Here is a 20,563-nt window from a genome sequence, read left to right on the forward strand (position 1 = left end):
TCCGAACCCGGTCGCGCTGACCGCGCTCGAAGGCGGCCGCGTCGCGGTGACCAACGCGGGAATCTACGACGCCGGTTTTCCGCCTCAGATCACCGGGCAGGGCAGCATCGACGTGCTCGACGCGGCCTCCGGGCTGCTGGTCGGCTCGATCCCGCTCGGGCCGGGCAATCCCGCCGGGCGCGGGCTCGCGCTCGATCCGACCGGATCGGTCGCCGTCGCCGGCTCAGCGACGCTGCGCCAGCTCGTCGCCGTCGATCTTCGCGGCATCTCGGCGCTGCCGACCGCCCCGGTCGACGCGCGCCTGCAGCGGCCTTCCTGCAACGACGGCGCGTTCGACAGCGCGGGCGGAGTCCCGTGCCTGCGCGAGCGCGTGATCCGCGGCGGCGCGAACCCGATCGCGCTCGCTCCGCCGCCCGGCGCGAGCGGCGCGTACTCCTACGTTCCCCAGGTGCGCTTCGGAGCTTCGGGCGACTTCCTCGCCGCGACCTCGTACAACGACGGCGGGCTCGCGCTGCTGGCCTTCGACGCGCGCAACCTGTCGTCGCCCCATCCGCTGCTTCCGTCGCGATTCGGTGTCGCCCAGACGCTGGCCGCCACCGGCCCGGCGGGAGTGATCGGCGGGGAGTGTTGCCCGGGCCCGATGATCCTGCACGCGAACAGCGCCGGCGGCCTCGCGGGCGCGGATCTGCTCTTTGCGACCGCGAGCCCGAACGGCATCGTCGTGCGCGGACACCTGGCGGGGGGCGTCGCCGCCGCGACGGGCGATCACGACGGCGACGGCGTCGAGGACGCGTTGGACGACTGCCCGGTCGCCGCGAATCCCGCGCAGACGGACTCGGGCGGCCTGGCGAGCTCTCTCCCCGACGGGATCGGCGACGTCTGCCAGTGCGGCGACCCGAGCGGAGACGGACGCGTCGACGCCGCGGACGTGAGCGCGCTTCGCGCGCTTCTGGCCGGGTCGCTCGCCGCGCTTCCCGCGCCGGAGAAGTGCGACGTGGGCGGCTCGGCCGGCTGTGATCTCGAGGACGTCGTGCGGCTGCGCCGCGCACTCGCAGGGCAAGCGCCCGGGATCGCGCATGTCTGCGCGGTCTTTCTCCCGTAAGCTCTCGCGGCGATGCAGGCCCCCCGCGTGCGACAGATCGCCGGCGCAGGCGAGATCGAGAAGGCGCTCGCCTGCGGCCAGGACGTGCGGCTTCTGCTCGTGCAGGAGGACGCGCGCCATGAAGACGTCGCGCGACTCGTGCTGCGCGCTCGCGAGCTCGGCATCCCCGTGCGAACGGCGACGCGGAACGTGGTCTCGCGGCTCTGCCGGGTGCGACCCGCCGAGGAGGTCCTCGCGCTCGTCGGCCGCGACCCGGAGGCGGACCTCGAGGCGTCGCTCGCGCGGCGCGGCGCGTTCTGGCTGCTGGTCGGCGTGGTCTACCCGGGAAACGTCGGCATGGTGATCCGCACCGCCGAGGTCTCGGGGGCCGACGCGATCGCGATCGACGGCGAGTTCGATCACGAGGCGAAACGCGCGGCGCTGCGCGCCTCGATGCGCGCCGCGGAGTTCATGCCGGTGTACTGGCGCTCCGCTGCGTCGGTTCTCGACGCAGCTGCCGCGACCGGGCACTCGCTGCTCGCGCTCGACGAGTCAGGCGATCGCGCGCCGTGGCAGCTCGATCTCTCGGGGCCGAGGGTCTTCGTGGTGGGCGGAGAGAACGGCGGGATCCCGAGGGACGTGCGCGATCGCTGCGACGCGGCGATCCGCGTGCCGATGGCCGGCTTCATCCCCTGCTACAACCTGCAGGCCGCGGTCTCGGCCGTCGCCACGGAGCGGCTGCGCCAGCTCGACCGCGCGGACTGATCCGGCTACGCGGCGGCCGCGTCCTCGGGCACGAAGCGGAAGAACGCGGCGCACTCGAGCACCGCCGTCTCGGACACCTCGAGCTCGCACATCGAGCCGAGCTCGCGGATTCCGTCCGCCGCGCGAGCGTCGAGCTTCAGCTCCTCGGGCTTCGCGGGCCGCGCCTTCGCGAGCGACGCGACGATCTTCGTCGCCCACTCGGGGCGCTGCTCGCCCTTCGTGTCGAAGACGATCGGTCGCACCGCGGCACCTTCCTTGTAGAAGCAGATCACGCCCGCGCCGCGCAGGTCGGGCGACGGGACCGTGAACATCGCCGTGCGGCCGCGCGCGCCGTCTTCGAGCTCGAGCAGCAGGCCTTCGACCAGCGGGTGGCCGCTCGCGAAGAAGTCGAACTCGTCCTTCTGCAGCGCTTCGACGCGATCGAACGTGCCGAGCCAGCGGCTCTCGTCGGGCACGCCGGGAATCGACTCGACGGTGAGAGAGGTGCCGAGCTCCAAGTAGTAGAGCGCGGTGCCCCCCTTGTCGACGATCTTCAGGCCGAGGTCGTTCGCGGCGCCGAGCGTGTAGCGGCGCGTCAGGGTCTCGAGCTCCGGGGGCACCAGACCGAGCAGCTTCTCGGACTGCGACTCGTCGTACGCGTCCTGGTAGATCACGCGCGGGACGTCGGCGATCGTCTTCGATCGCGCGGCGTCGATCGACGCGCAGAGCGCGTCCTGGTCGAGTTCGGATTCCTCGCGCTCGGCGCGCTCGAGCGCCTCGCGCACGCCGGAGAGCGCGAGATCGAGCCCCGCGGACGGGCGCGCGAACAGGTCGAGCCGCTCGTACAGTCCCGCGACGTCGGGCCGCGCGCCCTCGCAGCGGAAGTAGACGATCTCGACGTCCTTCGTGCGGCCGATCCGGTCCAGGCGACCGATGCGCTGCTCGAGCGTGACCGGATCGAGCGGCAGGTCGAAGTGCACCATCCTGTCGCAGAACTGGAAGTTGCGGCCCTCCGTCGCGGCCTCGGTGCAGAGCAGGACCGGCAGGTTGGTCTCGCGGAAGCGCGCGACCTCGAGATCGCGCTGCGCCGGGGTGAGCGCCTCGTGGAAGATCGCCATGTGCGTGTGCGTCGTGGTCTCGAGGTGCTTGCGCAGCTTCTCGAGCCGCTCCAGGTCGTGCACGAAGACGAGCGCCTTCTCCTTGCGTTTGTGCCAGCCGCGCACGTTCTTCGCGAGCCACTCGGTGCGCGGATCCCTCTTCAGGTCCTTCGCCACCGGCCCCAGGTCGATCCGGACCGGCACTCGCGGCGGGAGCCCGCCCAGATCGCTGCGCCGAACGGCGCTGGTGCACGGGAATACCGCGCGGCCCTCGGAGACGGACGCGTCGAAGGCGTCGAAATCGCCGAAGCGCTCCGGGTGCAGCAGCTGCAGCAGGCGGAAGAAGCCGCGCCGGTCCGCCTGCAGCGGCGTCGCCGAGAGCAGGATCGCGTGCTTCGACTGGCTGACGATCGGCCCGAGCGCGGCGCCGACGTCCTCGAGCGCGAGCCGGTGCGCCTCGTCGACCACGACCAGGTCGAGCTCCGCGTGGCGCGCCATTCGCGCGAGCGACGGATCGGCGGCCAGGTCCTCCATCGAGATCACGCCGAACGGATGCACGTCGAAGGGATTGTTGCCCTCGCCGTAGTCGCGCTCGACGCTCTCGATGCGCGCCTCGTCGAGCAGGACGAAGACCTGGTGGAACTTTCGGTAGAGCTCGCCCAGCCACTGCACGGTGAGCGTCGAGGGCGCGATCACCAGCGCCCGCTTCGCACGCCCGGTTCGAACCAGCGCCGAGAGCACGAGGCACGCCATGATCGTCTTGCCCAGGCCGACCTCGTCCGCGAGCAGCCAGCGGACCGACTCCATTCGCACCGCCGCGAGCGCCGTGTGCAGCTGGTGCGGAAACAGCGCGATCCGCCCGCCCAGAAAGCTGCCGAGCCCGCCGGCCTCGCGGATCGTGCGCAGCGAGATGCCGTCGACGCGATTGCGAAACGACCCCAGCCGGTCGAGCTTGAACAGCGCGAGCCGTTCGATCGGACCCTTGCTTCCCTCGACCGGCCACAGGTCGGCGTCCGCGACGCGCCGCCCGTCCGCGAGCAGGTACGCGTCGCCGTCCCAGCGATCGATGCGCACCTCGCGCTCGGCCGAGAGCTCGATCGCAAGCGACCCCGGCGGCATGATGAGCGGCGTGAGCCCCGCGCCCTGCGCGGCGAGCGTGACCTCGCGCTCCACCGTCGGGAAGTACACGACGAGGTAGCGGCCATCGACTCGGCGCACGAGTCCGACCCCAAGCTCGGGGTTGAAGGGGTGGACGAGCTTGCTGCCTTCCCGCCAGGCTGGGGTCGCCATGCGCCGCGTTGGGTAGCCCAGCCGGCGTCGCTTGCCCAGCCCGTCCGGCGCTTTCGCGCGATCTTGACCGGGCACCGCGCGGGCGCGTATTCATGCGGATCAGAATCGGAATTCTCATTCCCACCCCTCTGCGAACGGAGAGCCTCGATGACCGCCCCCCAAACCCAACCCGGAGCGCTCGAGTGGGTGCGCCCGCCCCGCCAGGCGCGAAGCCAGCTGACCCTCGGCCGGATCCTCGACGCCGCGGAGTCGCTGCTGCGCGAGAAATGCTGGGAGGACACCTCCGTGGCCGAGATCGTCCGGCGCGCCGACTCGTCGGTGGGCGCGTTCTACGCGCGATTTCGCGACAAGGACGCGCTGCTCTCCGCGCTGCACGAGCGCTTCGTGGAAGAGGCGATCGCGACCGCGGAGCGCGCGCTCTGCGAGAAGCGCTGGGCGGGGACGTCGATCAGCGAGATCGTTCGCGAGCTGGTCGCCTTTCAGGTCCGCATCCAGGACCAGCACGCCGGTCTCGTGCGGGCCATCGTGCTGCGCTCCGCGGAGTGCGCGGAGTTCAGGGATCGCGGCCTGCGGATGACCGCGTCCATCGACGGTCTCTTCGCGCGGCTGGTCGTCGCGCGCCGACACGAGATCCTGCACCCGATCCCGATCGCCGCGGCCGCGTTCACGAGTCGCCTGATCGGCGGCGCGATGCTGCAGCGGCTGCTCTTTCCCGCCGCCGCCAACCTCGCGAGCCCCGAGCTCTCTCTGGTCGGCGAGCTCACGCACGCGGCGCTCGCCTACCTCGGCGTCTTCCCCGAGGACGCGGTCGACGCGAGCTGAGCCGGTGATGCGCGCCCGTCTGCTGCCCGCCTGCATCGTGCTTCTGCTCGCCTGCGGGCGCGACGAGGGCAGGCCTGCGCCCGATCCGCGCCAGGTCTCGAGCGCGCCCGTCGATTCGCTGGGACGCCTCGACCCGACGCCGTACCGCGCGAAGATCGAAGCGGCCGAGGCGCTGCTCTACGATTCCGACGCGCTCTCGGACGACGGCTGGAAGCAGCTCTCGCAGGCGCTGCTCGAGCTGCACAACGAGATCGTGTTTCACGACGAGTCCGCGAGCGCGCGGGAGACGAGCGCGCAGCTCTTCTTCCTGTCCGCGCGCGCGGACGCCACCACGAGCAGAGGGCGCGATGGGGGCGAGCTCGAGGAGCTTCGCGAGCTCTGGCGCAGCTTGAGCGACGAGAAGTTCGCCCCCGCGGCCTGGATCCGCGCGGGCTCCGCGATGCACTGAGACTCGCGCCCGAGGCAGCACCCATGACGACGCCGGCCGCACGCGATTCCGAGTTCACGCCGGAGGATCTGCGCAACCTGTGGCGGATCCTCTCGCCCGACGAGCGGCTCGAGGGCTTTCGACTGCTGCCGCACGACGACGCGGAGGAGTTCTTCCTGGGCCTCGGCTCCGCCGACCTCGCGAGCCTTCTGCTCGAGCTGCCGAGGAACGAGCGCCGCGCCTGGATGCGGCTGCTTCCGCCGGATGATTCCGCGGACCTGATCCAGCAGGTTCCAGACGCCGAGCGCGAGGGGCTGCTCGCGCTCCTCGACGATGCGACCCGGCACGAGGTGACGGCGCTGCTCGCCTACGCGCAGGACGCGGCCGGCGGGCTGATGAATCCGCGCTACGCGCGGCTGCGGCCCGAGATGACCGTCGACGAGGCGATCGGCTACCTGCGCAGGCAGGCGCGCACGAATCTCGAGCTGCTCTCCTACCTGTACGCGATCGACGCGGATCAGCGGCTGCTCGGCGTGGTCTCGTTCCGCGAGCTCTTCGCGGCCCGGCCCGAGCGCACGGTCCGCGAGGTGATGCGGCGCGACCTGGTGACCGTGCGCGACGACCAGGACCAGGAAGAGGTGAGCCAGATCCTGGCGCAGCACGATCTGATCGCCTTGCCGGTCGTGGACCGAGACGGCCGCATGAAGGGCATCGTCACGGTCGACGACATCGTCGACGTCGTGCAGGCCGAGGCCACCGAGGACATCCAGAAGCTCGGCGGCATGGAGGCGATGGAGGAGCCCTACCTCGAGATCGCCTTCGGCCGCATGCTGCGCCGCCGCGGCGGCTGGCTCTCGGTGCTCTTCGTCGGCGAGCTGTTGACCGCCTCGGCCATGGCGTACTTCGAGGACGAGCTGATGCGCGCGATCGTGCTCTCGCTCTTCGTGCCGCTGATCATCTCGAGCGGCGGGAACTCGGGCTCGCAGGCGTCGACGCTGGTGGTGCGGGCGATGTCGCTCGACGAGGTGCGCCTGCGCGACTGGTGGCGCGTGGTGCAGCGCGAGATCGGCGCCGGCCTCGCGCTCGGCGCGCTTCTCGGAGCGCTCGGGTTCATCCGCGTCGTCCTCTGGCAGGCGATCTGGCCCGACTACGGCGAGCACGCGCTCCTGCTCGGCGCGACGGTCGGCGTCAGCCTGCTCGGCGTGGTGATGTTCGGAACCATCACCGGGTCGCTGCTGCCGTTCCTGTTTCGCCGGCTCGGCTTCGATCCGGCGAGCGCCTCGGCGCCGTTCGTCGCCACGCTCGTCGACGTGTCGGGTCTGCTGATCTACTTCGGAACGGCCAGCCTGACCCTCGGCGGAACCCTGCTATGACTCGAGTCGCTTGCGGATCCAGCGCCGGTACAGCTCGACCGGGTGCGCGCCCGTGATCGCCGCGTCCACGCCCTCGATCTGGACCGCCGGAACCCCGCCCACACCGAGCTCCAGCGCCTGACCGTGCTCCTCGGCCACCTGGCGCAGCAGCGCGGGGTCCGCGGCTCGGGCGAGCTCGCGCGCATCGAGTCCCGCGCCCAGCCAGATCGCGCGCAGCGTCGCGGCGCTGGAGATGTCGCGGTTCTCCGCGAAGTAGGCGCGCAGCAGAGCTTCGTGCACGCGCTCGAACGCGTCTCGACCGAGCGAGGCCGCCGCCTTCGCGACGAGGTGCGGCGGGACGCTGTGCGAGGGCGGCCCCTCGTCGCCCTGCCAGACCCGGAAGGCGGCTTCCGGCTCCTCGGCCGCCGCTCGCCGCCACGATTCGGTGTAGCGCCGGAACTTCTCCAGGTCGCGCCCCGGCTCCGGCTGCGGGCGGAGCAGGAAGCTCTTCCAACGCAGCTCGATCGAGTCCCCGAACTCCGCAACGATGGCTCGCAGCCGGACCGCCGCGACGTTGCACCAGGGTCAGAGGTAGTCGGACCAGACGTTCACGACGAGCATGGCCCCGAGCCTAGCACGCTCCCGCCGGGCTCAATCCTTCGGCAGCAGCCCCTCGAAGCGCGCCTTGTCGCTCGCCTTCAGGTACGCGTCGTAGGGCGCGACGCGCTTCTTCTGCACCAGCTCGAAGAGCGCGTCGTCCATCAGCTGCATGCCGTCCTGCTTGCCCTGCTGGATGAACGAGCCGAGCATCGAGACGTTCGCCTCGCGGATGATGTTCGGCAGCGCCTTGGTCCGCAGCATGATCTCGTTCACGGGCACGCGGCCCTTTCCGTCCGCGGTCGGCAGCAGCAGCTGCGCGACGACGGCGCCCAGCGAATCGGCGAGCGAGAGCCGCGCCTGCGCCTGCTCGTCGGCCGGGAACGTGTCGATGATCCGGTCGATCGTCTTGGGAGCGCTGTTCGTGTGCAGCGTTCCGAAGACGAGAAGCCCCATCTCGGCGGCCGTGAGTGCCAGCGAGATCGTCTCGTAGTCGCGCATCTCGCCGACCAGGATCACGTCGGCGTCCTGGCGGATCGCGGCGCGAAGCCCGGGGCCGAAGCCCTTGGTGTGCGGGCCGATCTCGCGGTGCGAGAAGACGCTCTTCTTGTTCTGGTGCACGAACTCGATCGGCTCCTCGAGCGTCAGGACGTGCTTCGCGCAAGTGCGGTTGATCCGGTCGATGATCGCCGCGAGCGTCGTCGACTTTCCGGAGCCCGTCGGTCCGGTGATGACGATCAGTCCCTTGCCGAGCTCTGCGAGCGAGTCGATCGCCTTGGGAAGCGCGAGCTCCTCGAGCGGGACGATCTTCTCCGGAATCATCCGGAGCACCGCCCCGGCGCCGCGCTCCTGCACGAAGAAGTTCACGCGGAAGCGCGCCACCCCCTCGAGGCTGTAGGCGAAGTCGAGATCCCGGCATTCGCTGTAGCTGGCCCACTGGGTGTCGCTGGTGATCTCGCGCATCAGCTTGCGCAGGCCAGCGTCGTCGAGCGGCGAGGTTCCTGCCACCGCGCGCAGCTCGCCGTTCACGCGCACTCGCGGATCGATCCCGGCGGCCAGATGCAGGTCGGAGCCGCCGTGTTGCTTCAGGTAGCGGAGGAGAGCGTCGATCTGCGCCAAGGCGTTTCCTCGTGCCTATGCGTTCGGAATCAGCTTCGGTTCGTCGGCGTGGAGCAGCGCGTCCTCGCGCTTCACCTCGCCCGACTTGACCAGCTGCGCGAGCGACGTGTCGAGCAGGTTCATTCCCTGGGCGCTGCCGGTCTGCATCATCGATCGGATCTGGATCGTCTCGTTCTTCCGGATCAGGTTTCCGATCGCGCGATTCATGGTCAGGACCTCGACGGCGGGAACCATCCCCTTGCCGTTGGCGCGCGGGAGCAGGCGCTGCGAGATCACGGCGCGAAGCGACTCGGAGAGCATCGTGCGGACCTGCTCCTGCTGGTCCGGCGGAAACGAGCCGATCATCCGGTTCACCGTGCGCAGCGCGTTGTCGGTGTGCAGCGTCGCGAGCACGAGGTGGCCGGTCTCGGCGGCGGTCATGGCGAGCGCGATCGTCTCGCGGTCGCGCAGCTCGCCAACCACGATCACGTCCGGGTCCTCGCGAAGCGCGGCCCGAAGCGCGCGCGCGAACGACTCGGTGTGACGCTTCACGTGGCGCTGGTTCACGATGCAGCGCTTCGACGGGTGCAGGTATTCGATCGGGTCCTCGACCGTGAGGATGTGCTCGGCGCGTTCCTCGTTGATCAGGTTCACCAGCGCGGCCATCGTCGACGACTTCCCGCACGACGACGGGCCCGTGACCAGAACCAGGCCCTGGTGGAAGTTCGTGAACTTCGCGAACGCCGCGGGCAGCCGGAGATCGGCGAGCGTCGGCGGCTGGAGCGAGATGCGCCGGATCGCCGCGTCCAGGCCGCGCAGCTGCCGGTACACGTTCAGCCGGAAGCGGGCGAGGCCTTTCACGGTGTAGGCCAGGTCGATCTCGCCCTGCGACTCGAGCAGCGCGCGCTCGTCCGCGGAGAGGATCGGCAGGATCAGCCGCTCCGTGTCGTCCCTGCTGATCTTCGAGTCGGGCACCTCGCAGAGGCTGCCGCGCACGCGAACGTACAGGCTCGCACCGCTGTGCAGGTGGACGTCGCTCGCGCCGCGACCGGCGGCTTCGATCAGAAGCGTGTCGAGGCCGCGGTCCAGCGGGATCGAGCCGGTCGGACCGGCCGCCGACCGGGGCTGCGCGGGTACCGGAGCCACCTCTCGCGGGGTGGTCGGCGGCGTGACGGCGGTCCGGGCATACGCGCGCGCCGCCTGGCCGTCCGTCTCGGCGCCGATCTCGCTCGCCGGTGCCGGAGTCGGCCGGGCGGCTGCGACTTTCGGCGGGCTCGCCGCGGGGGGCTCGACCGGCTGGGCTTCTTTCCTCTGGGCGCGCTCCAGAACTCCCTTCTGGAGCTCGAGCGCCCGGCGGAGCTTCTCGGGCGTGATCAGCCCCAGCTCGACCAACACCTCGCCCAGGCGCTTTTCGGAGCCGGAGCGGGACTGCTCGCGGGTGGCTTGGGCGAGCTGATCGACGCTGATCAGCTTCGCCGCCACCGCCACGCGGCCGAGAAGCTGGTCGGACGCATCGGCGATCGGGGAGTTGGCCATCGACGGCAGAACTATCGGCAGCGCTCCGGGGCGCCGTTAGCGTGCGGGGTCGCTGCCTGGCTTCTCCGAGGTGTGGCGAATTACACGCGACTCCATCTCGGGGGCGCCGTCGGGGCGCCGGCCTCGAGCGAGCCGGTGTCGGATGCACAGCTCGTGGCCGTTCCCCCAATTGGGACGCCGCGTTGCGGGATTTGGTGCCCGTCGCACGGGCTCTTGACGGAGCGGCGAAGAATTCGAGAAGGGCCGATTGGAGCGTCACGAGTCGTTGTAGTTGCCCACTCTCATGCGGTAGACTGGTGAAATCGCCTCGGAGGGTCGCCACGTGATCGTCGCACGAACGCTGCTCGGAAATCGCCCTGCGGTGTTGGCCGCATTCGTCGCGATGGCCATCGGTTTCTCGGCGTCGCCCAGCCAGGCCATACCGATCGTATGCGAGCCGCCTCATTGCGTGACCTGGGACTCGGGCGTGGGCGCCACCGGAAACAGCTACAGCTTCGTGTCCCTGGCCTACACCACGACCTGGACCGAAGCCGACGCGCTGGCGCGAGCCGCACAAGGGCCCGAGGGAACCGTCGGCCAGCTCGCGACGATCGGCTCCGCCGAGGAGCAGGCGTTCATTCTCAGCGCCGTCATGCCGGCCGCGAACATCGGCATCAACAAGAACCAGGTCTGGCTCGGCGGCCGGCAGCTCGACGGCCAGTCGGCGACCGAGGGCTGGCAGTGGGCGGTGAACACCGAGGTGGCGCCCGAGACGTGGAGCTACGAGAACTGGGCTCCCGCCGAGCCGAATGACGAGGGCGGCATCAACGAGCGCTTCCTCACGATGTGGGTCCACTACTACCAGAACGGTCAGGACCTGCGCGGCACCTGGAACGACGAGCAGGATCTGGCCAACCCGAAGGCGCGGATCATCGGCATGATCGTCGAGTGGGTCCGGCCGAGCGTCCCCGAGCCGGGAACCGGCCTGCTGATTCTCGCCGGACTCGGCCTGCTCGGACTGCGGCGCAGGACCGGCTGAGGGCCCGAGCCTTCCGCGCGCGGCGTTGGCGTCGATCGCAGGAGCTTCGATGACGCAGGCCCCGATCGATCGGCGCGTGCGCGCCAATGGGTTGGATCTGCACTACATGGACTGGGCGGGGTCGGCGGGCGCGCCGGCGATCCTGCTGCACGGATTCGCGCTCAACTGCCACTCCTGGGACGAGGTTGCGCCGGGACTCCGCTCTCGCCTGCGGCTTCTGGCCTTCGACCAGCGGGGTCACGGTCTCTCCGATCGCGCCAAGCGGGTCGAGGACTACACGCGCGAGAACATGGTCGCGGATCTCGACTGCGTGATCCGGGAGCTCGGCCTCGAGCGGCCGGTCGTGATCGGCCACAGCATGGGCGGCATGAACGCGCTGGATTTCGCGGCGCGTCACCCGGAGCGGGTGAGAGCGCTCGTGCTCGTCGACGTCGGACCGGAGGTGAGCGTCGACGGCGCGCGCGAGGTCGGCGCGTTCGTGGCCGGCCCCTACCAGCTCGACTCGCTCGACGAGTGGGTCGAGCACACCCACCGCTACTACCCTTGGCGCTCGAAGGAGCGGATCCGCGCGCGCCTTGCCGTCTCGCTCCGCGAGACGCCGGACGGGAAGCTGGCGAAGCAGTACGACGAGCGCTTCCGAGACGGCTTCGGGGGCATCGCGAGGTCGAGCGTCGACGCGCTCGCGGCCTCGCGGGCGCTGCGCTGTCCGACGCTCCTCGTGCACGGCGGCTCGAGCCCGGTGCTGACCCGCGAGATGGCGGAGCGCTTCGCCTCTGCCGTCGAATGCGTCGAGCTGGTGAGCATCCCGGGCGCGAGCCACTCGGTCGCGGGCGACCGGCCGGAGGAGTTCGTGAAGGTGGTCGGGGCGTTCCTCGACTCCGTCCTCGGATCGCCTGCATGAGCGACCTCGGCGCCCTCTTCGAGCCGGTCTGGGCGCGGATCACGGCGCATTCGGGCAGCTTCTTCCAGACCGATGCGGGGCGCTGGTTCACCTACGCGGTCGAGGGTGCGTTCGTCCTTCCGAGTCACACGGATCTGCGTATCCCGCGCTCGGATTTCGAGCTGGCCTTCCCGCTGCTGCCCGTGCCGGCCGCGAAGCTGAACAAGTTCGTCTCGGGGCCGGCGTACGTCTGGGCGATCCTGCACGACGCGCGGATCTCGAACGGGGAGTGGTGAGGGCGGGCGCTCCGAGCGCTACGCCCAGCCGCTCTCGCGCAGCGCGAGTCGGATCCGCTCTGCGAACGCCGCCGGCGGATCCATCTCCTGCGTCATCACGGCCAGGCCGTCCGCCACGCCGGACCCCCGGAGCCCGCGAAGCGTCTGCGAGAAGAGCGTCCAACCGCCCGGCTCCCCTCCGCTCGCCAGAGTGGCGGCGAATCGCCCCGGAAGCGGCAGGCGCAGCCGAAGCGCGAGCCTCTCCGCAGCCACGGCCGAGACGATCGGAATCACCATCGGCAGGATCGAGACCCCGGGCGCGCGCTGGCGGATCCGCTCGCCGACACCGCAGAGTGTCGAGGCCGCGAAGACCGGCTGCGTCTGCACGAACGTGGCGCCCGCCTCGAGCTTCGGCCACAGGTTCGGGAGCGCGCGCTCCGGCTCCAGGTAGGGGTTCATCGTCACGCCGATCCGCGCGCCCGGCAGGGCCGAGCGGATCCTGGCGACCAGCGTCCGCAGCGCCGGGGTGTCTTTGCGGTCCTCGGGGCCGGATTCGCCCCGGACGACCAGCGCGGCCGAGAGGCCGGATCGCGCGGCGCGCTCGATCTCGGCCTCGATCTCGGCCGCTCCACGGCCGCGGTTGGTGACGTGCCAGACGGCGGAGATCCCCGCGCGCTCGAGATCGATCGAAGCCTCGAGACTCGTCTGGCGCGCGGGTCGCTGGATCACGTGCACCGACGAGGCGCATCCGCCCAGCAGTCGAGCCCGGCGCAGCAGCAGCTCGGGGCGCCGCTCCCGCGGGGGCGTGATCTCCAGCGCGATGCCGAGTGCAGTCACTGCGCATCTTCGAGCTCGGAGACGAGCGTCGCTCGGAACGCCTCGAGCACCGCGCTGCGCCAGGCACCCGCCGATTCCTCCAACCAGACCGCATCGTCGAGGTCCGCGCGAGGTCCGCGGATCTGGTGCAGGCGCCCCTCTCGCAGGTGCGGGTCCGCGATCGATCGCGGCAGCACGGCGGCGCCGGCGCCGAGCAGCGCGAGCTCCAGCGCCATGTCGGTGGTCGCAGCAAAGACGCGGACGTCGACGGCGATGCGACGGCGCGGGAACTGATGCGCGAGCCAGCGACGGATCAACGGGCTGGCGGGGTAGTAGTCGATCACGGCCAGCCCCGAGAGGCCGCCCGCGTCGATGCGCCCGCGTGGCGGGCGTTGGCTCGAGACGAGAACGAGCTTCTGCCGGAACAGCAGACTCGAGCGGATGCGCGGCGACGCAGAGCGGCCGCCCCGCAGGCTGAGCGCGAAATCGAGGCGGCTCTGCGCGAGCAGCTCGCGAAGCTCCGCGTGGGGCGCGAAGAGCAGCTTCACGCGCGCATCGGGATGCCGCGCGACGAACGCGGCGACGATCCGCGCGACCCTGGCTCGCGAGGCGCCCGGGAAGAGCCCGAGCCGGACCACGCCGCGCACCGCGCGCTCCTCGTTCGCGACCTCCGCGAGCGCGAGGCGCAGCGACTCGTGCACGGGCCCGAACAGGCGCGCCAGCGTGCGGCCCTCGGCGGTCGGGGCCAGACGCCGTCCGATCCGGTCGAAGAGGCGCACGCCGAGCGAGGCCTCGAGCGCCGCGACGCTCTGGCTCACCGCGGAGCGGGTGAGCGAGAGCTGCCGCGCCGCGCGGCTCACCCCGCCGTGCTGCGCGACCGCGGCAAAGGTGCGCAGCTTGTTGAGATCGATCTTGTCAAGATTCACTGGACGAACTCGTCTGAAACTCAAGCTCGCCTAATCTACCAGAATCCGGCTAGGATCCCCTCGGGGCGCGATCCCGGAGGTCGCTTGGGCGTACTGGAATTTCGCGGGGCACGACTCGACGTGCTTCTCGGCTGCACGGCCGGGGAGCGGGCGCGGCCCCAGCCGGTCGACCTCGACGTGGCCGTGCGCTTCGCGGAGCTGCCGGGGGCCTGCACCAGCGACCGGCTCGCCGAAACCGTCTGCTACGCGGAGCTGATCGACGCCGCGCGTGCGCTCTGCGCGGGTCGCGAGTTCCACCTGGTGGAGCGCCTGGCGCACGAGCTCTTCGTCCACCTGCGCGCGCTGCTGCCTCCTGGCGCGGAGCTCTGGCTGCGCGCGACGAAGCTACACCCGCCGGTCGACGGACTCGCGGGCGGCGTCGCCTTCTCGCTCGGCGATTTCGCTGGACCCAACCGTTAGAATTCCGCCCATGGCGCGATACGACTTCGACCTGTTCACGATCGGTGCGGGCTCCGGAGGCGTGCGCGCGAGCCGGATGTCCGCGGCGCATGGCGCGCGCGTCGCGATCGCCGAGGAGCGAGAGCTCGGCGGCACCTGCGTGAACGTGGGCTGCATCCCGAAGAAGCTTCTCGTCTACGCATCGGAGTACGCGGAGCACTTCGCCGACTCCGCGGGCTTCGGCTGGAGCGTCGGCGAGCGAAGCTTCGACTGGGCCCGGCTGATCGAGAACAAGGATCGGGAGATCAAGCGACTGAACTCCGTCTACGAGCGCCTGCTCGACGACGCGGGCGTGACGCGCTTCGCGGGACGTGCGCGGATCGTCGACCCCCACAGCGTCGAGATCGGCGGACGCACGATCACGGCGCAGCACCTGCTCGTGGCGACCGGCGGCTGGCCGACGCTCCCCGCGATCCCCGGGATCGAGCACGCGATCAGCTCGAACGAGGCCTTCCACCTGAAGGAGCTGCCGCGAAGCGTCGTCGTGGTCGGCGGCGGCTACATCGCGGTCGAGTTCGCCGGGATCTGGAACGGCCTCGGCTCGCGCACCACCGAGCTCTACCGCGGCGAGCTCTTTCTGCGCGGCTTCGACGACGATCTGCGCCGCGCGCTCGCGCGCGAGATGAGGGGGAAGGGCGTCGATCTCCGCTTCGGCGCGAACGTCGCGCGGATCGAGAAGCGCGCGGGCCGCCTCTGCGCGCAGCTCGAGGACGGCTCGGAGATCGAGGCCGAGCAGATCCTCTACGCGACGGGTCGCGCCCCGAACGTGGCCGGGCTCGGGCTCGAGCAGGCGGGCCCCGCGCTCGACGCTGCGGGAGCCGTGATCGTCGACGCGTTCATGCGCAGCTCCGTGCCGAGCATCTGGGCGATCGGCGACGTGACGAACCGGCTGAACCTGACGCCGGTCGCGATCCACGAAGGCATGGCGGTCGCGGCCACGCTCTTCGCGGGACGGCCCACCGCGCCGAATCACAGCGACGTGCCGACGGCGGTCTTCAGCCAGCCCCAGATCGGAACCGTCGGGCTCACGGAATCCGCCGCCCGCGAGCGCTTCGGCAGAATCGACGTCTACCGCACCAGCTTCCGCTCGCTGCGAAACACGCTCACAGGCAGCGAGGAGAAGACGCTGATGAAGCTCGTGGTCGAGAGCGCGAGTCAGCGGGTTCTCGGCGCGCACATGGTCGGCCCCGAGGCGGGCGAGATCATCCAGGGGATCGCGATAGCCGTGAAGGCCGGGGCGACCAAGGCCGTCTTCGACGCGACGATCGGCATCCATCCCACCGCGGCCGAGGAGTTCGTGACGATGCGAACTCCAGTCTCCAGCGGCTGAAGCGCAGCCGGCAACCCTGCACGGTACGGTGGAGCTCGCGCGGCTTGGTTCGTTGACACGTCCCGGAGCCTCGGATAGCTTGCGCCCGATGACCCGCGAACGGCGCACCGACGAGCCACGGCGCTGGGCGCCGCCGCTGCGCGGTCTCGCACTCGTCGCAGCTCTCGCGATCGTCTCGAGCGCGCTGCTCCCGCTGGTGCACGGCGCTGCGAGCCATTCCGGCGACTGCGGCGTCTGCAGCCTGTTCGCCCACGACGCCGGCGCCGCCGCGGGTCTGGTCGCGACGCCGGACGTCGAGCCCGTCGTCCTCGGTCGAGAGAGCGTCGTGAGCGAGCCCGAAGCCGTGCCGAAGCGCGCCGATTTCGACCGCCGTTCCGCGCGCGCCCCGCCCGCGCCCTCCATCGCAATCTGAGTCGAGTTCCGACGATCGTTTCGGTGCCGTCCGCTTCGAGCGGACGGTGCTCGGGGCCTTGCACGGCCCGATGGAGGAATCGATGGCACCATTGCGCTCTCACGCGGCTTGCGCCGCGCTCGCACTCGCGGCTTGTCTTGCACCCGATCGCGCCGCGAGCGCGGAGAACGAAGTAGAGACCCTGCGCAGCGAGCTCGCCGCCACCCGGGGCGAGCTCGACGAGACCCGAGCGACGCTCGCGCGGACGATCACGCTCGTGGAGGACCTGTCGCGAAAGGTCGACGACGTCAGCTCTCGCGAGCCGGCTCGAGTGGAGGCGCGAGCGCCGGCCGCCGACGAGACCGCGCGCCTGCCGCCGGTCGACGCGAGCAATCCGGCGATCAGCTTCGTGGTCGACGCGAAGGCGCGCTCGGACACGCACGGCGACGACGGCGTCGGCTTCCTGCTCGGCTCCGCGGAGCTCTTCATCTCGGCACCGATCGACCCGTACCTGCGCGGCTACGTGAGCATCAACGCGACGAGCGACGAGTCCTTCGACGTCGAGGAGGCCGCGCTCGTGACGACCGCGCTGCCGCTGAACCTGACCGTCAAGGCGGGTCGGCTCTTCGCGGACGTCGGCCGCTTTCCGCACTGGCACGACGAGGCGCTGCCGTTCGTGGAACGACCCGCGTCGATCGACCGCATCTTCGGCGGCGAGACGCGCGCGGAGGGCGTCGAGGCCTCTTGGCTCGCGCCGATCGACCAGTTCGTGCAGCTGACCGCGGGCGTCTACAACTCGATCGGCGAGCTGCCGGACGGATTCGAGAGCTTCGTCGGCCAGCCGTCCTACAGCGAGCTCACCTATCTGCTTCGGCCGCATACCTACTTCGATCTCTCCGACGTCCTGAATCTGGAGCTCGGCGGAACCTACGTTGCTGCGCCGAGCGGCACGCGCCGGCGCCTCTACGGGGTCGACCTCGCGCTGCGACACCAGCCGGGAACGAACTCGTTCTACCAGGGCGCCGTGCTCGGCTCGGAGTGGTACTGGAACGATCAGGACTTCCTCGACGGCGCCGGAGGCTCGGAGCGATTCCATCGCGACGGCGGCTACGCGTATCTCGAGGGCTTCTTCGGGCGCAGCTTCTCGGGCGGAATCCTCTTCGACCATGCCGAGGAGATCGCCGACGAGGCCGCGCGCCAGAACACCTACGCCGGCTTCGTCACCTGGAAGCCGTCGGAGTTCCAACGCCTGCGCTTCCAGCTCGGCGAGATCGACCAGTCCGGGCCGAACGACCTGCGCGTCTGGCTGCAGTGGACCGCCTTCATCGGGAGTCACAGTCATGGCTTCGCCAATCGCTAGCTCGCTTCTCGCGCTCGCGACCGCGCTTCGCGTCGTCGCCACCACTCCGGACGTCGCCGACATGACGCGTCAGATCGGGGGCGATCGGGTCGAGGTGACCACGCTCGCGTCCGGCACGCAGGATCCCCACAAGGTCCCCGTGAAGCCGAGCTTCGTCACGAAGCTGAACCGCGCCGACGTGCTCGTCGTGCAGGGCCTGGGACTCGAGCACGCGTTTCTTCCCGCGCTGCTCGAGGCCGCTCGGAACCCGCGCATCGCGCCGGGCGCCAAGGCCTACATCGACAGCTCGCTCTTCGTCGAGACGCTCGACGTTCCGAGCAGCCAGGATCGCAGCCAGGGTGAGCTCCACCCGCTCGGCAATCCGCACTTCAACATGGACCCGGTGCAGGGCAAGCTCATGGCGCGAGCGATCGCCGAGGGGCTGGAGCGCGTCGACCCCGAAGGGGCGAGCGTCTACCGCGAGGGGCTCGCGCGGTTCACGGCGATCCTCGACGAGAAGATCCCCGTCTGGCTCGAGCTCGCCAAGCCGCTGCGCGGACGCAAGGCGGTCTCCTACCACCAGGATCTGGTCTACTTCGCCCATCGCTTCGGGCTCGTGCTCGAGGGGACGATCGAGACCCGGCCGGGCGTGCCCGCGACACCGAGACACGTAGAGGAGCTGATCGCGCGGATGAAGGTCGAGGACGTCCGGCTCGTGATCCGGGAGGTCGCCTACGAGATGCCGCTCGCGGAGACGATCGCCGGCCGGACCGGCGGGCGCGTGGCGACGGTCGCCACGCTGACGGGCGGGCTGCCCGGAGCGGAGAGCTACGTCGAGTTCATCGAGGCGAATCTGCGCGCGGTGCTCGCGGCGGCTGGCGACGGAGATCCGCGATAACCGCGCAAGCGGCGCGAATGGACGAGCCGGCGCTCGTCGTCGAGCGCGCGGACCTCGGCTACGCCGGACAGCCGGTGCTGCGGCAGGTCTCGCTCGAGATCCGCCCGGCGGAGTTCGTCGCCGTGCTCGGCCCGAACGGCTCGGGGAAGACCACCCTGCTGCGCAGCCTGCTCGGCTTCCTCCCGCCGCTCTCGGGAAGCGTCGTTCGCGCTCGCGGCGCGCGCATCGGCTACGTGCCGCAGCGCGAGACGCTCGACTCGCACTATCCGCTCTCGGGAGCCGACGTCGCGCTCTTCGGCACGTATGGCGACGTGCCGTTCTGGCGCCGCCTGGGCCGAGACGCGAAGCGGCGCGCTCGCGCAGCGCTCGGGGCCTGCGACGCGCTCGAGTTCGCGAGCCGCCGCTACGCCGAGCTCTCGGGTGGACAGCGGCAGAGGATCCTGATCGCGCGCGCGCTCGCGACGGCGCCGAACCTGCTTCTTCTGGACGAGCCGACCGCGGGCGTCGACCGCGGCTCCGAGATCGCGATTCTCGATTCGCTCTCGGCTCTGCGACGGGAGCGCTCGCTCTCGATCTGGCTCGTCACGCACCACGAAGAGGCGCTGCGCGGGCGGGTCGACCGGATCGCGCGCGTCGCGGAAGGCGCGGTGGCGCTCGAGGTGCCGGCGTGATCGAGCTGCTCTCGGGGGATCTCCTGTTCCGGAACGTGATCGTGGGTGGCACGATCGTGTGCGTGCTCTGCTCGGTGCTCGGGGTCTACGTGGTGCTCCGGCGCCTGGTCCTGCTCGGCGTGGCGCTGCCGCAGGCCGGCGCCGCCGGAATTGCCGCGGTCTTCTTCGCGACCGGCCATTCGCACGGCGATCCGGGTCAGGCGCACGCGCTCGCGCTGGGCGGGTCGCTCCTGGCCACGTTCACGGCGCTGGGCGCGCTCGTGCTCGCGGGTCGGAATGCGACCCGGCCGGTCGAATGGCGGATCGGCGGCGTTCTGGCGATCGCGACGGCCGCGACACTTCTCTTTGTCGCGATGTCCCCGACCGGAGATCTCGAGATGACGAGCCTGCTTCGCGGAGAGCTGCTCTCGATCTCCGACCGCGACCTGATCGTGCTCGTGGCCGTCGCAGCGGTGATCGCCTTCGTCTTCGTGCTGTTCCGCCGCGAGCTCCTGCTCGTCTCGTTCGACCCCGAGTTCGCGCGAACGATCGGCCGCGACCCGGTCCGCTACGACCTCGTGCTCCATCTGCTGCTCGGGGCGACCATCTCGATCGGCGTGATGACGGCGGGGCCGATGGGGGTGTTCGCCTTCCTCGTGCTTCCGGCGCTGGCGGCGCTTCGCCTGGGGCGCTCGATGCGGACGACGTTCGCCGTCGCGGCGGCGATCGCCCTGGTCTCGTCGCTCGGGGGCTTCGAGCTCTCGTACGCAGCGGACCTCCCGACCGGCCCGGTGTACGTCCTGATCGCCGCGTCGATCTGGCTGCTCTCGAACGCCGCCATGTGGGTGCGCGGATCGCCGTGACCGATTCGGGCGAGCTCGATCCGCAGCGCCCCAACACGGAGCTCCTGCTTCGCGCCTACGCGAGCGGGATCTTTCCGATGGTCGATCCGCGCAAGCGCAGGATCGAGTACTTCAGCCCGGATCCGCGCGCCGTGATCCCGCTGGAGCGCTTCCACGTGCCGAGAAGCCTCGCGCGCGTGCGCGCGAAGCGGCCCTTCGAGATCCGCAGCGACACCGTCTTCGAGGGCGTGATGCGCGCCTGCGCCGAGCCCCGCGCAGGGCGGACCGAGACCTGGCTCGACGAGCGGCTGATCGCCGCGTACGTCGAGCTGCACGCGCACGGATTCGCGCACAGCGTCGAGGCGTTTCGCGAGGGACGGCTCGTCGGCGGGCTGTACGGCGTCCACATCGGCGCGGCGTTCTTCGGCGAGAGCATGTTCAGCCGGCTGGAGATCGGCGGAACCGACGCCTCGAAGCTCTGCCTGGTGGAGCTGGTCGAGCGACTTCGCGCAGGCGGATTCGAGCTACTCGACACGCAGTTCTCGACGCCGCACCTCGCGCGCTTCGGCTGCGTCGAGATTCCGCGCGAGCGCTACCTCGCGCTGCTCGAGATCGCGATCCGGCGCCGGGGAGAATGGTCGAGCGGCGGTTAGCTC

General features: G+C 70.7%; 21 protein-coding genes. 15 read left to right on the forward strand and 6 right to left on the reverse strand.

Going from position 1 to position 20,563, the window contains the following annotated elements:
* Positions 1-640: 640 nt before the first annotated feature.
* Positions 641-1,102, forward strand: a complete 462-nt coding sequence (locus FJ108_03670) for a hypothetical protein (GenBank protein ID MBM4334996.1) — start codon at positions 641-643, stop codon at positions 1,100-1,102.
* 12 nt (positions 1,103-1,114) lie between these two features.
* Complete coding sequence (locus tag FJ108_03675; GenBank protein ID MBM4334997.1) at positions 1,115-1,846, forward strand: hypothetical protein; 732 nt, start codon at positions 1,115-1,117, stop codon at positions 1,844-1,846.
* Positions 1,847-1,851: 5 nt separating this feature from the next.
* Here FJ108_03675 and FJ108_03680 read toward each other — a convergent pair whose 3' ends face one another.
* A complete protein-coding gene (locus tag FJ108_03680; protein ID MBM4334998.1) occupies positions 1,852-4,212 on the reverse strand; it encodes a DEAD/DEAH box helicase in 2,361 nt (786 codons plus the stop codon).
* Positions 4,213-4,359: 147 nt separating this feature from the next.
* On the opposite strand from FJ108_03680, the gene FJ108_03685 reads away from it, so the two are divergent.
* The 3 genes from FJ108_03685 to mgtE are packed head-to-tail and all read left to right on the forward strand — an operon-like array spanning position 4,360 to position 6,834.
* Entirely contained in the window at positions 4,360-5,034 is a 675-nt protein-coding gene (locus FJ108_03685; protein MBM4334999.1) for a TetR/AcrR family transcriptional regulator, read from the forward strand.
* 7 nt (positions 5,035-5,041) lie between these two features.
* Positions 5,042-5,482: a hypothetical protein gene (locus FJ108_03690; GenBank protein MBM4335000.1), complete on the forward strand. Its 441-nt coding sequence runs from the start codon at positions 5,042-5,044 to the stop codon at positions 5,480-5,482.
* Between the two features lie 23 nt (positions 5,483-5,505).
* Entirely contained in the window at positions 5,506-6,834 is a 1,329-nt protein-coding gene (mgtE, locus tag FJ108_03695; protein MBM4335001.1) for a magnesium transporter, read from the forward strand.
* On the opposite strand, the gene FJ108_03700 is transcribed toward mgtE, so the two are convergent.
* The 3 genes from FJ108_03700 to FJ108_03710 all read right to left on the reverse strand — a co-directional run bounded on the left by FJ108_03700 (position 6,829) and on the right by FJ108_03710 (position 10,044).
* A complete protein-coding gene (locus FJ108_03700) occupies positions 6,829-7,371 on the reverse strand; it encodes a hypothetical protein (protein ID MBM4335002.1) in 543 nt (180 codons plus the stop codon). The two genes, mgtE and FJ108_03700, sit on opposite strands and share 6 nt — an antisense overlap.
* Before the next feature lie 93 nt (positions 7,372-7,464).
* Entirely contained in the window at positions 7,465-8,529 is a 1,065-nt protein-coding gene (locus FJ108_03705) for a type IV pilus twitching motility protein PilT (protein ID MBM4335003.1), read from the reverse strand.
* 15 nt (positions 8,530-8,544) lie between these two features.
* On the reverse strand, positions 8,545-10,044 hold the full coding sequence (locus FJ108_03710; protein ID MBM4335004.1) for a PilT/PilU family type 4a pilus ATPase: 1,500 nt from the start codon (positions 10,042-10,044) through the stop codon (positions 8,545-8,547).
* Between the two features lie 322 nt (positions 10,045-10,366).
* Between FJ108_03710 and FJ108_03715 the strand changes: the two genes are divergently transcribed.
* The 3 genes from FJ108_03715 to FJ108_03725 are packed head-to-tail and all read left to right on the forward strand — an operon-like array spanning position 10,367 to position 12,238.
* Positions 10,367-11,062, forward strand: coding sequence for a PEP-CTERM sorting domain-containing protein (locus FJ108_03715; protein ID MBM4335005.1), 696 nt, complete (start codon positions 10,367-10,369; stop codon positions 11,060-11,062).
* Positions 11,063-11,111: 49 nt separating this feature from the next.
* On the forward strand, positions 11,112-11,963 hold the full coding sequence (locus FJ108_03720) for an alpha/beta hydrolase (protein MBM4335006.1): 852 nt from the start codon (positions 11,112-11,114) through the stop codon (positions 11,961-11,963).
* Complete coding sequence (locus tag FJ108_03725; protein MBM4335007.1) at positions 11,960-12,238, forward strand: hypothetical protein; 279 nt, start codon at positions 11,960-11,962, stop codon at positions 12,236-12,238. Before FJ108_03720 ends, FJ108_03725 begins: the two co-directional genes overlap by 4 nt.
* 18 nt (positions 12,239-12,256) lie before the next feature.
* On the opposite strand, the gene FJ108_03730 is transcribed toward FJ108_03725, so the two are convergent.
* On the reverse strand, positions 12,257-13,141 hold the full coding sequence (locus FJ108_03730; GenBank protein ID MBM4335008.1) for a hypothetical protein: 885 nt from the start codon (positions 13,139-13,141) through the stop codon (positions 12,257-12,259).
* Positions 13,051-13,983 (reverse strand): LysR family transcriptional regulator, encoded by a 933-nt coding sequence (locus FJ108_03735; GenBank protein ID MBM4335009.1) that lies wholly within the window; start codon positions 13,981-13,983, stop codon positions 13,051-13,053. Before FJ108_03735 ends, FJ108_03730 begins: the two co-directional genes overlap by 91 nt.
* On the opposite strand from FJ108_03735, the gene FJ108_03740 reads away from it, so the two are divergent.
* The 7 genes from FJ108_03740 (at position 13,843) to FJ108_03770 (ending at position 20,560) form a co-directional block, all read left to right on the forward strand.
* Positions 13,843-14,418, forward strand: coding sequence for a dihydroneopterin aldolase (locus FJ108_03740; GenBank protein MBM4335010.1), 576 nt, complete (start codon positions 13,843-13,845; stop codon positions 14,416-14,418). The genes FJ108_03735 and FJ108_03740 overlap by 141 nt on opposite strands.
* 10 nt (positions 14,419-14,428) lie before the next feature.
* Positions 14,429-15,787, forward strand: coding sequence for a glutathione-disulfide reductase (gene gor, locus FJ108_03745; protein ID MBM4335011.1), 1,359 nt, complete (start codon positions 14,429-14,431; stop codon positions 15,785-15,787).
* Between the two features lie 88 nt (positions 15,788-15,875).
* Complete coding sequence (locus tag FJ108_03750) at positions 15,876-16,199, forward strand: hypothetical protein (protein MBM4335012.1); 324 nt, start codon at positions 15,876-15,878, stop codon at positions 16,197-16,199.
* A 1,145-nt stretch (positions 16,200-17,344) separates the two neighbouring features.
* Positions 17,345-18,415, forward strand: a complete 1,071-nt coding sequence (locus FJ108_03755) for a zinc ABC transporter substrate-binding protein (GenBank protein ID MBM4335013.1) — start codon at positions 17,345-17,347, stop codon at positions 18,413-18,415.
* A gap of 17 nt (positions 18,416-18,432) precedes the next feature.
* Positions 18,433-19,086 carry a metal ABC transporter ATP-binding protein gene (locus FJ108_03760; GenBank protein MBM4335014.1) on the forward strand — a complete coding sequence of 218 codons (654 nt, stop codon included), beginning with the start codon at positions 18,433-18,435 and terminating at the stop codon, positions 19,084-19,086.
* Positions 18,990-19,928 (forward strand): metal ABC transporter permease, encoded by a 939-nt coding sequence (locus tag FJ108_03765; protein ID MBM4335015.1) that lies wholly within the window; start codon positions 18,990-18,992, stop codon positions 19,926-19,928. The genes FJ108_03760 and FJ108_03765 overlap by 97 nt, the downstream gene beginning before the upstream one ends.
* Positions 19,925-20,560, forward strand: a complete 636-nt coding sequence (locus FJ108_03770) for a leucyl/phenylalanyl-tRNA--protein transferase (GenBank protein MBM4335016.1) — start codon at positions 19,925-19,927, stop codon at positions 20,558-20,560. The genes FJ108_03765 and FJ108_03770 overlap by 4 nt, the downstream gene beginning before the upstream one ends.
* Positions 20,561-20,563 lie beyond the last annotated feature (3 nt).

The organism is Deltaproteobacteria bacterium, from assembly GCA_016875225.1.
Lineage (GTDB): Bacteria > Myxococcota_A > UBA9160 > SZUA-336 > SZUA-336 > VGRW01.

Coding starts and splice junctions, on each gene's coding strand:
- FJ108_03670 (MBM4334996.1), top strand. CDS start 641: ATGATCCTGCACGCGAACAGCGCCGGCGGCCTCGCGGGCGCGGATCTG.
- FJ108_03675 (MBM4334997.1), top strand. CDS start 1,115: ATGCAGGCCCCCCGCGTGCGACAGATCGCCGGCGCAGGCGAGATCGAG.
- FJ108_03680 (MBM4334998.1), bottom strand. CDS start 4,212: ATGGCGACCCCAGCCTGGCGGGAAGGCAGCAAGCTCGTCCACCCCTTC.
- FJ108_03685 (MBM4334999.1), top strand. CDS start 4,360: ATGACCGCCCCCCAAACCCAACCCGGAGCGCTCGAGTGGGTGCGCCCG.
- FJ108_03690 (MBM4335000.1), top strand. CDS start 5,042: ATGCGCGCCCGTCTGCTGCCCGCCTGCATCGTGCTTCTGCTCGCCTGC.
- mgtE (MBM4335001.1), top strand. CDS start 5,506: ATGACGACGCCGGCCGCACGCGATTCCGAGTTCACGCCGGAGGATCTG.
- FJ108_03710 (MBM4335004.1), bottom strand. CDS start 10,044: ATGGCCAACTCCCCGATCGCCGATGCGTCCGACCAGCTTCTCGGCCGC.
- FJ108_03720 (MBM4335006.1), top strand. CDS start 11,112: ATGACGCAGGCCCCGATCGATCGGCGCGTGCGCGCCAATGGGTTGGAT.
- FJ108_03725 (MBM4335007.1), top strand. CDS start 11,960: ATGAGCGACCTCGGCGCCCTCTTCGAGCCGGTCTGGGCGCGGATCACG.
- gor (MBM4335011.1), top strand. CDS start 14,429: ATGGCGCGATACGACTTCGACCTGTTCACGATCGGTGCGGGCTCCGGA.
- FJ108_03750 (MBM4335012.1), top strand. CDS start 15,876: ATGACCCGCGAACGGCGCACCGACGAGCCACGGCGCTGGGCGCCGCCG.
- FJ108_03755 (MBM4335013.1), top strand. CDS start 17,345: ATGCCGAGGAGATCGCCGACGAGGCCGCGCGCCAGAACACCTACGCCG.
- FJ108_03760 (MBM4335014.1), top strand. CDS start 18,433: ATGGACGAGCCGGCGCTCGTCGTCGAGCGCGCGGACCTCGGCTACGCC.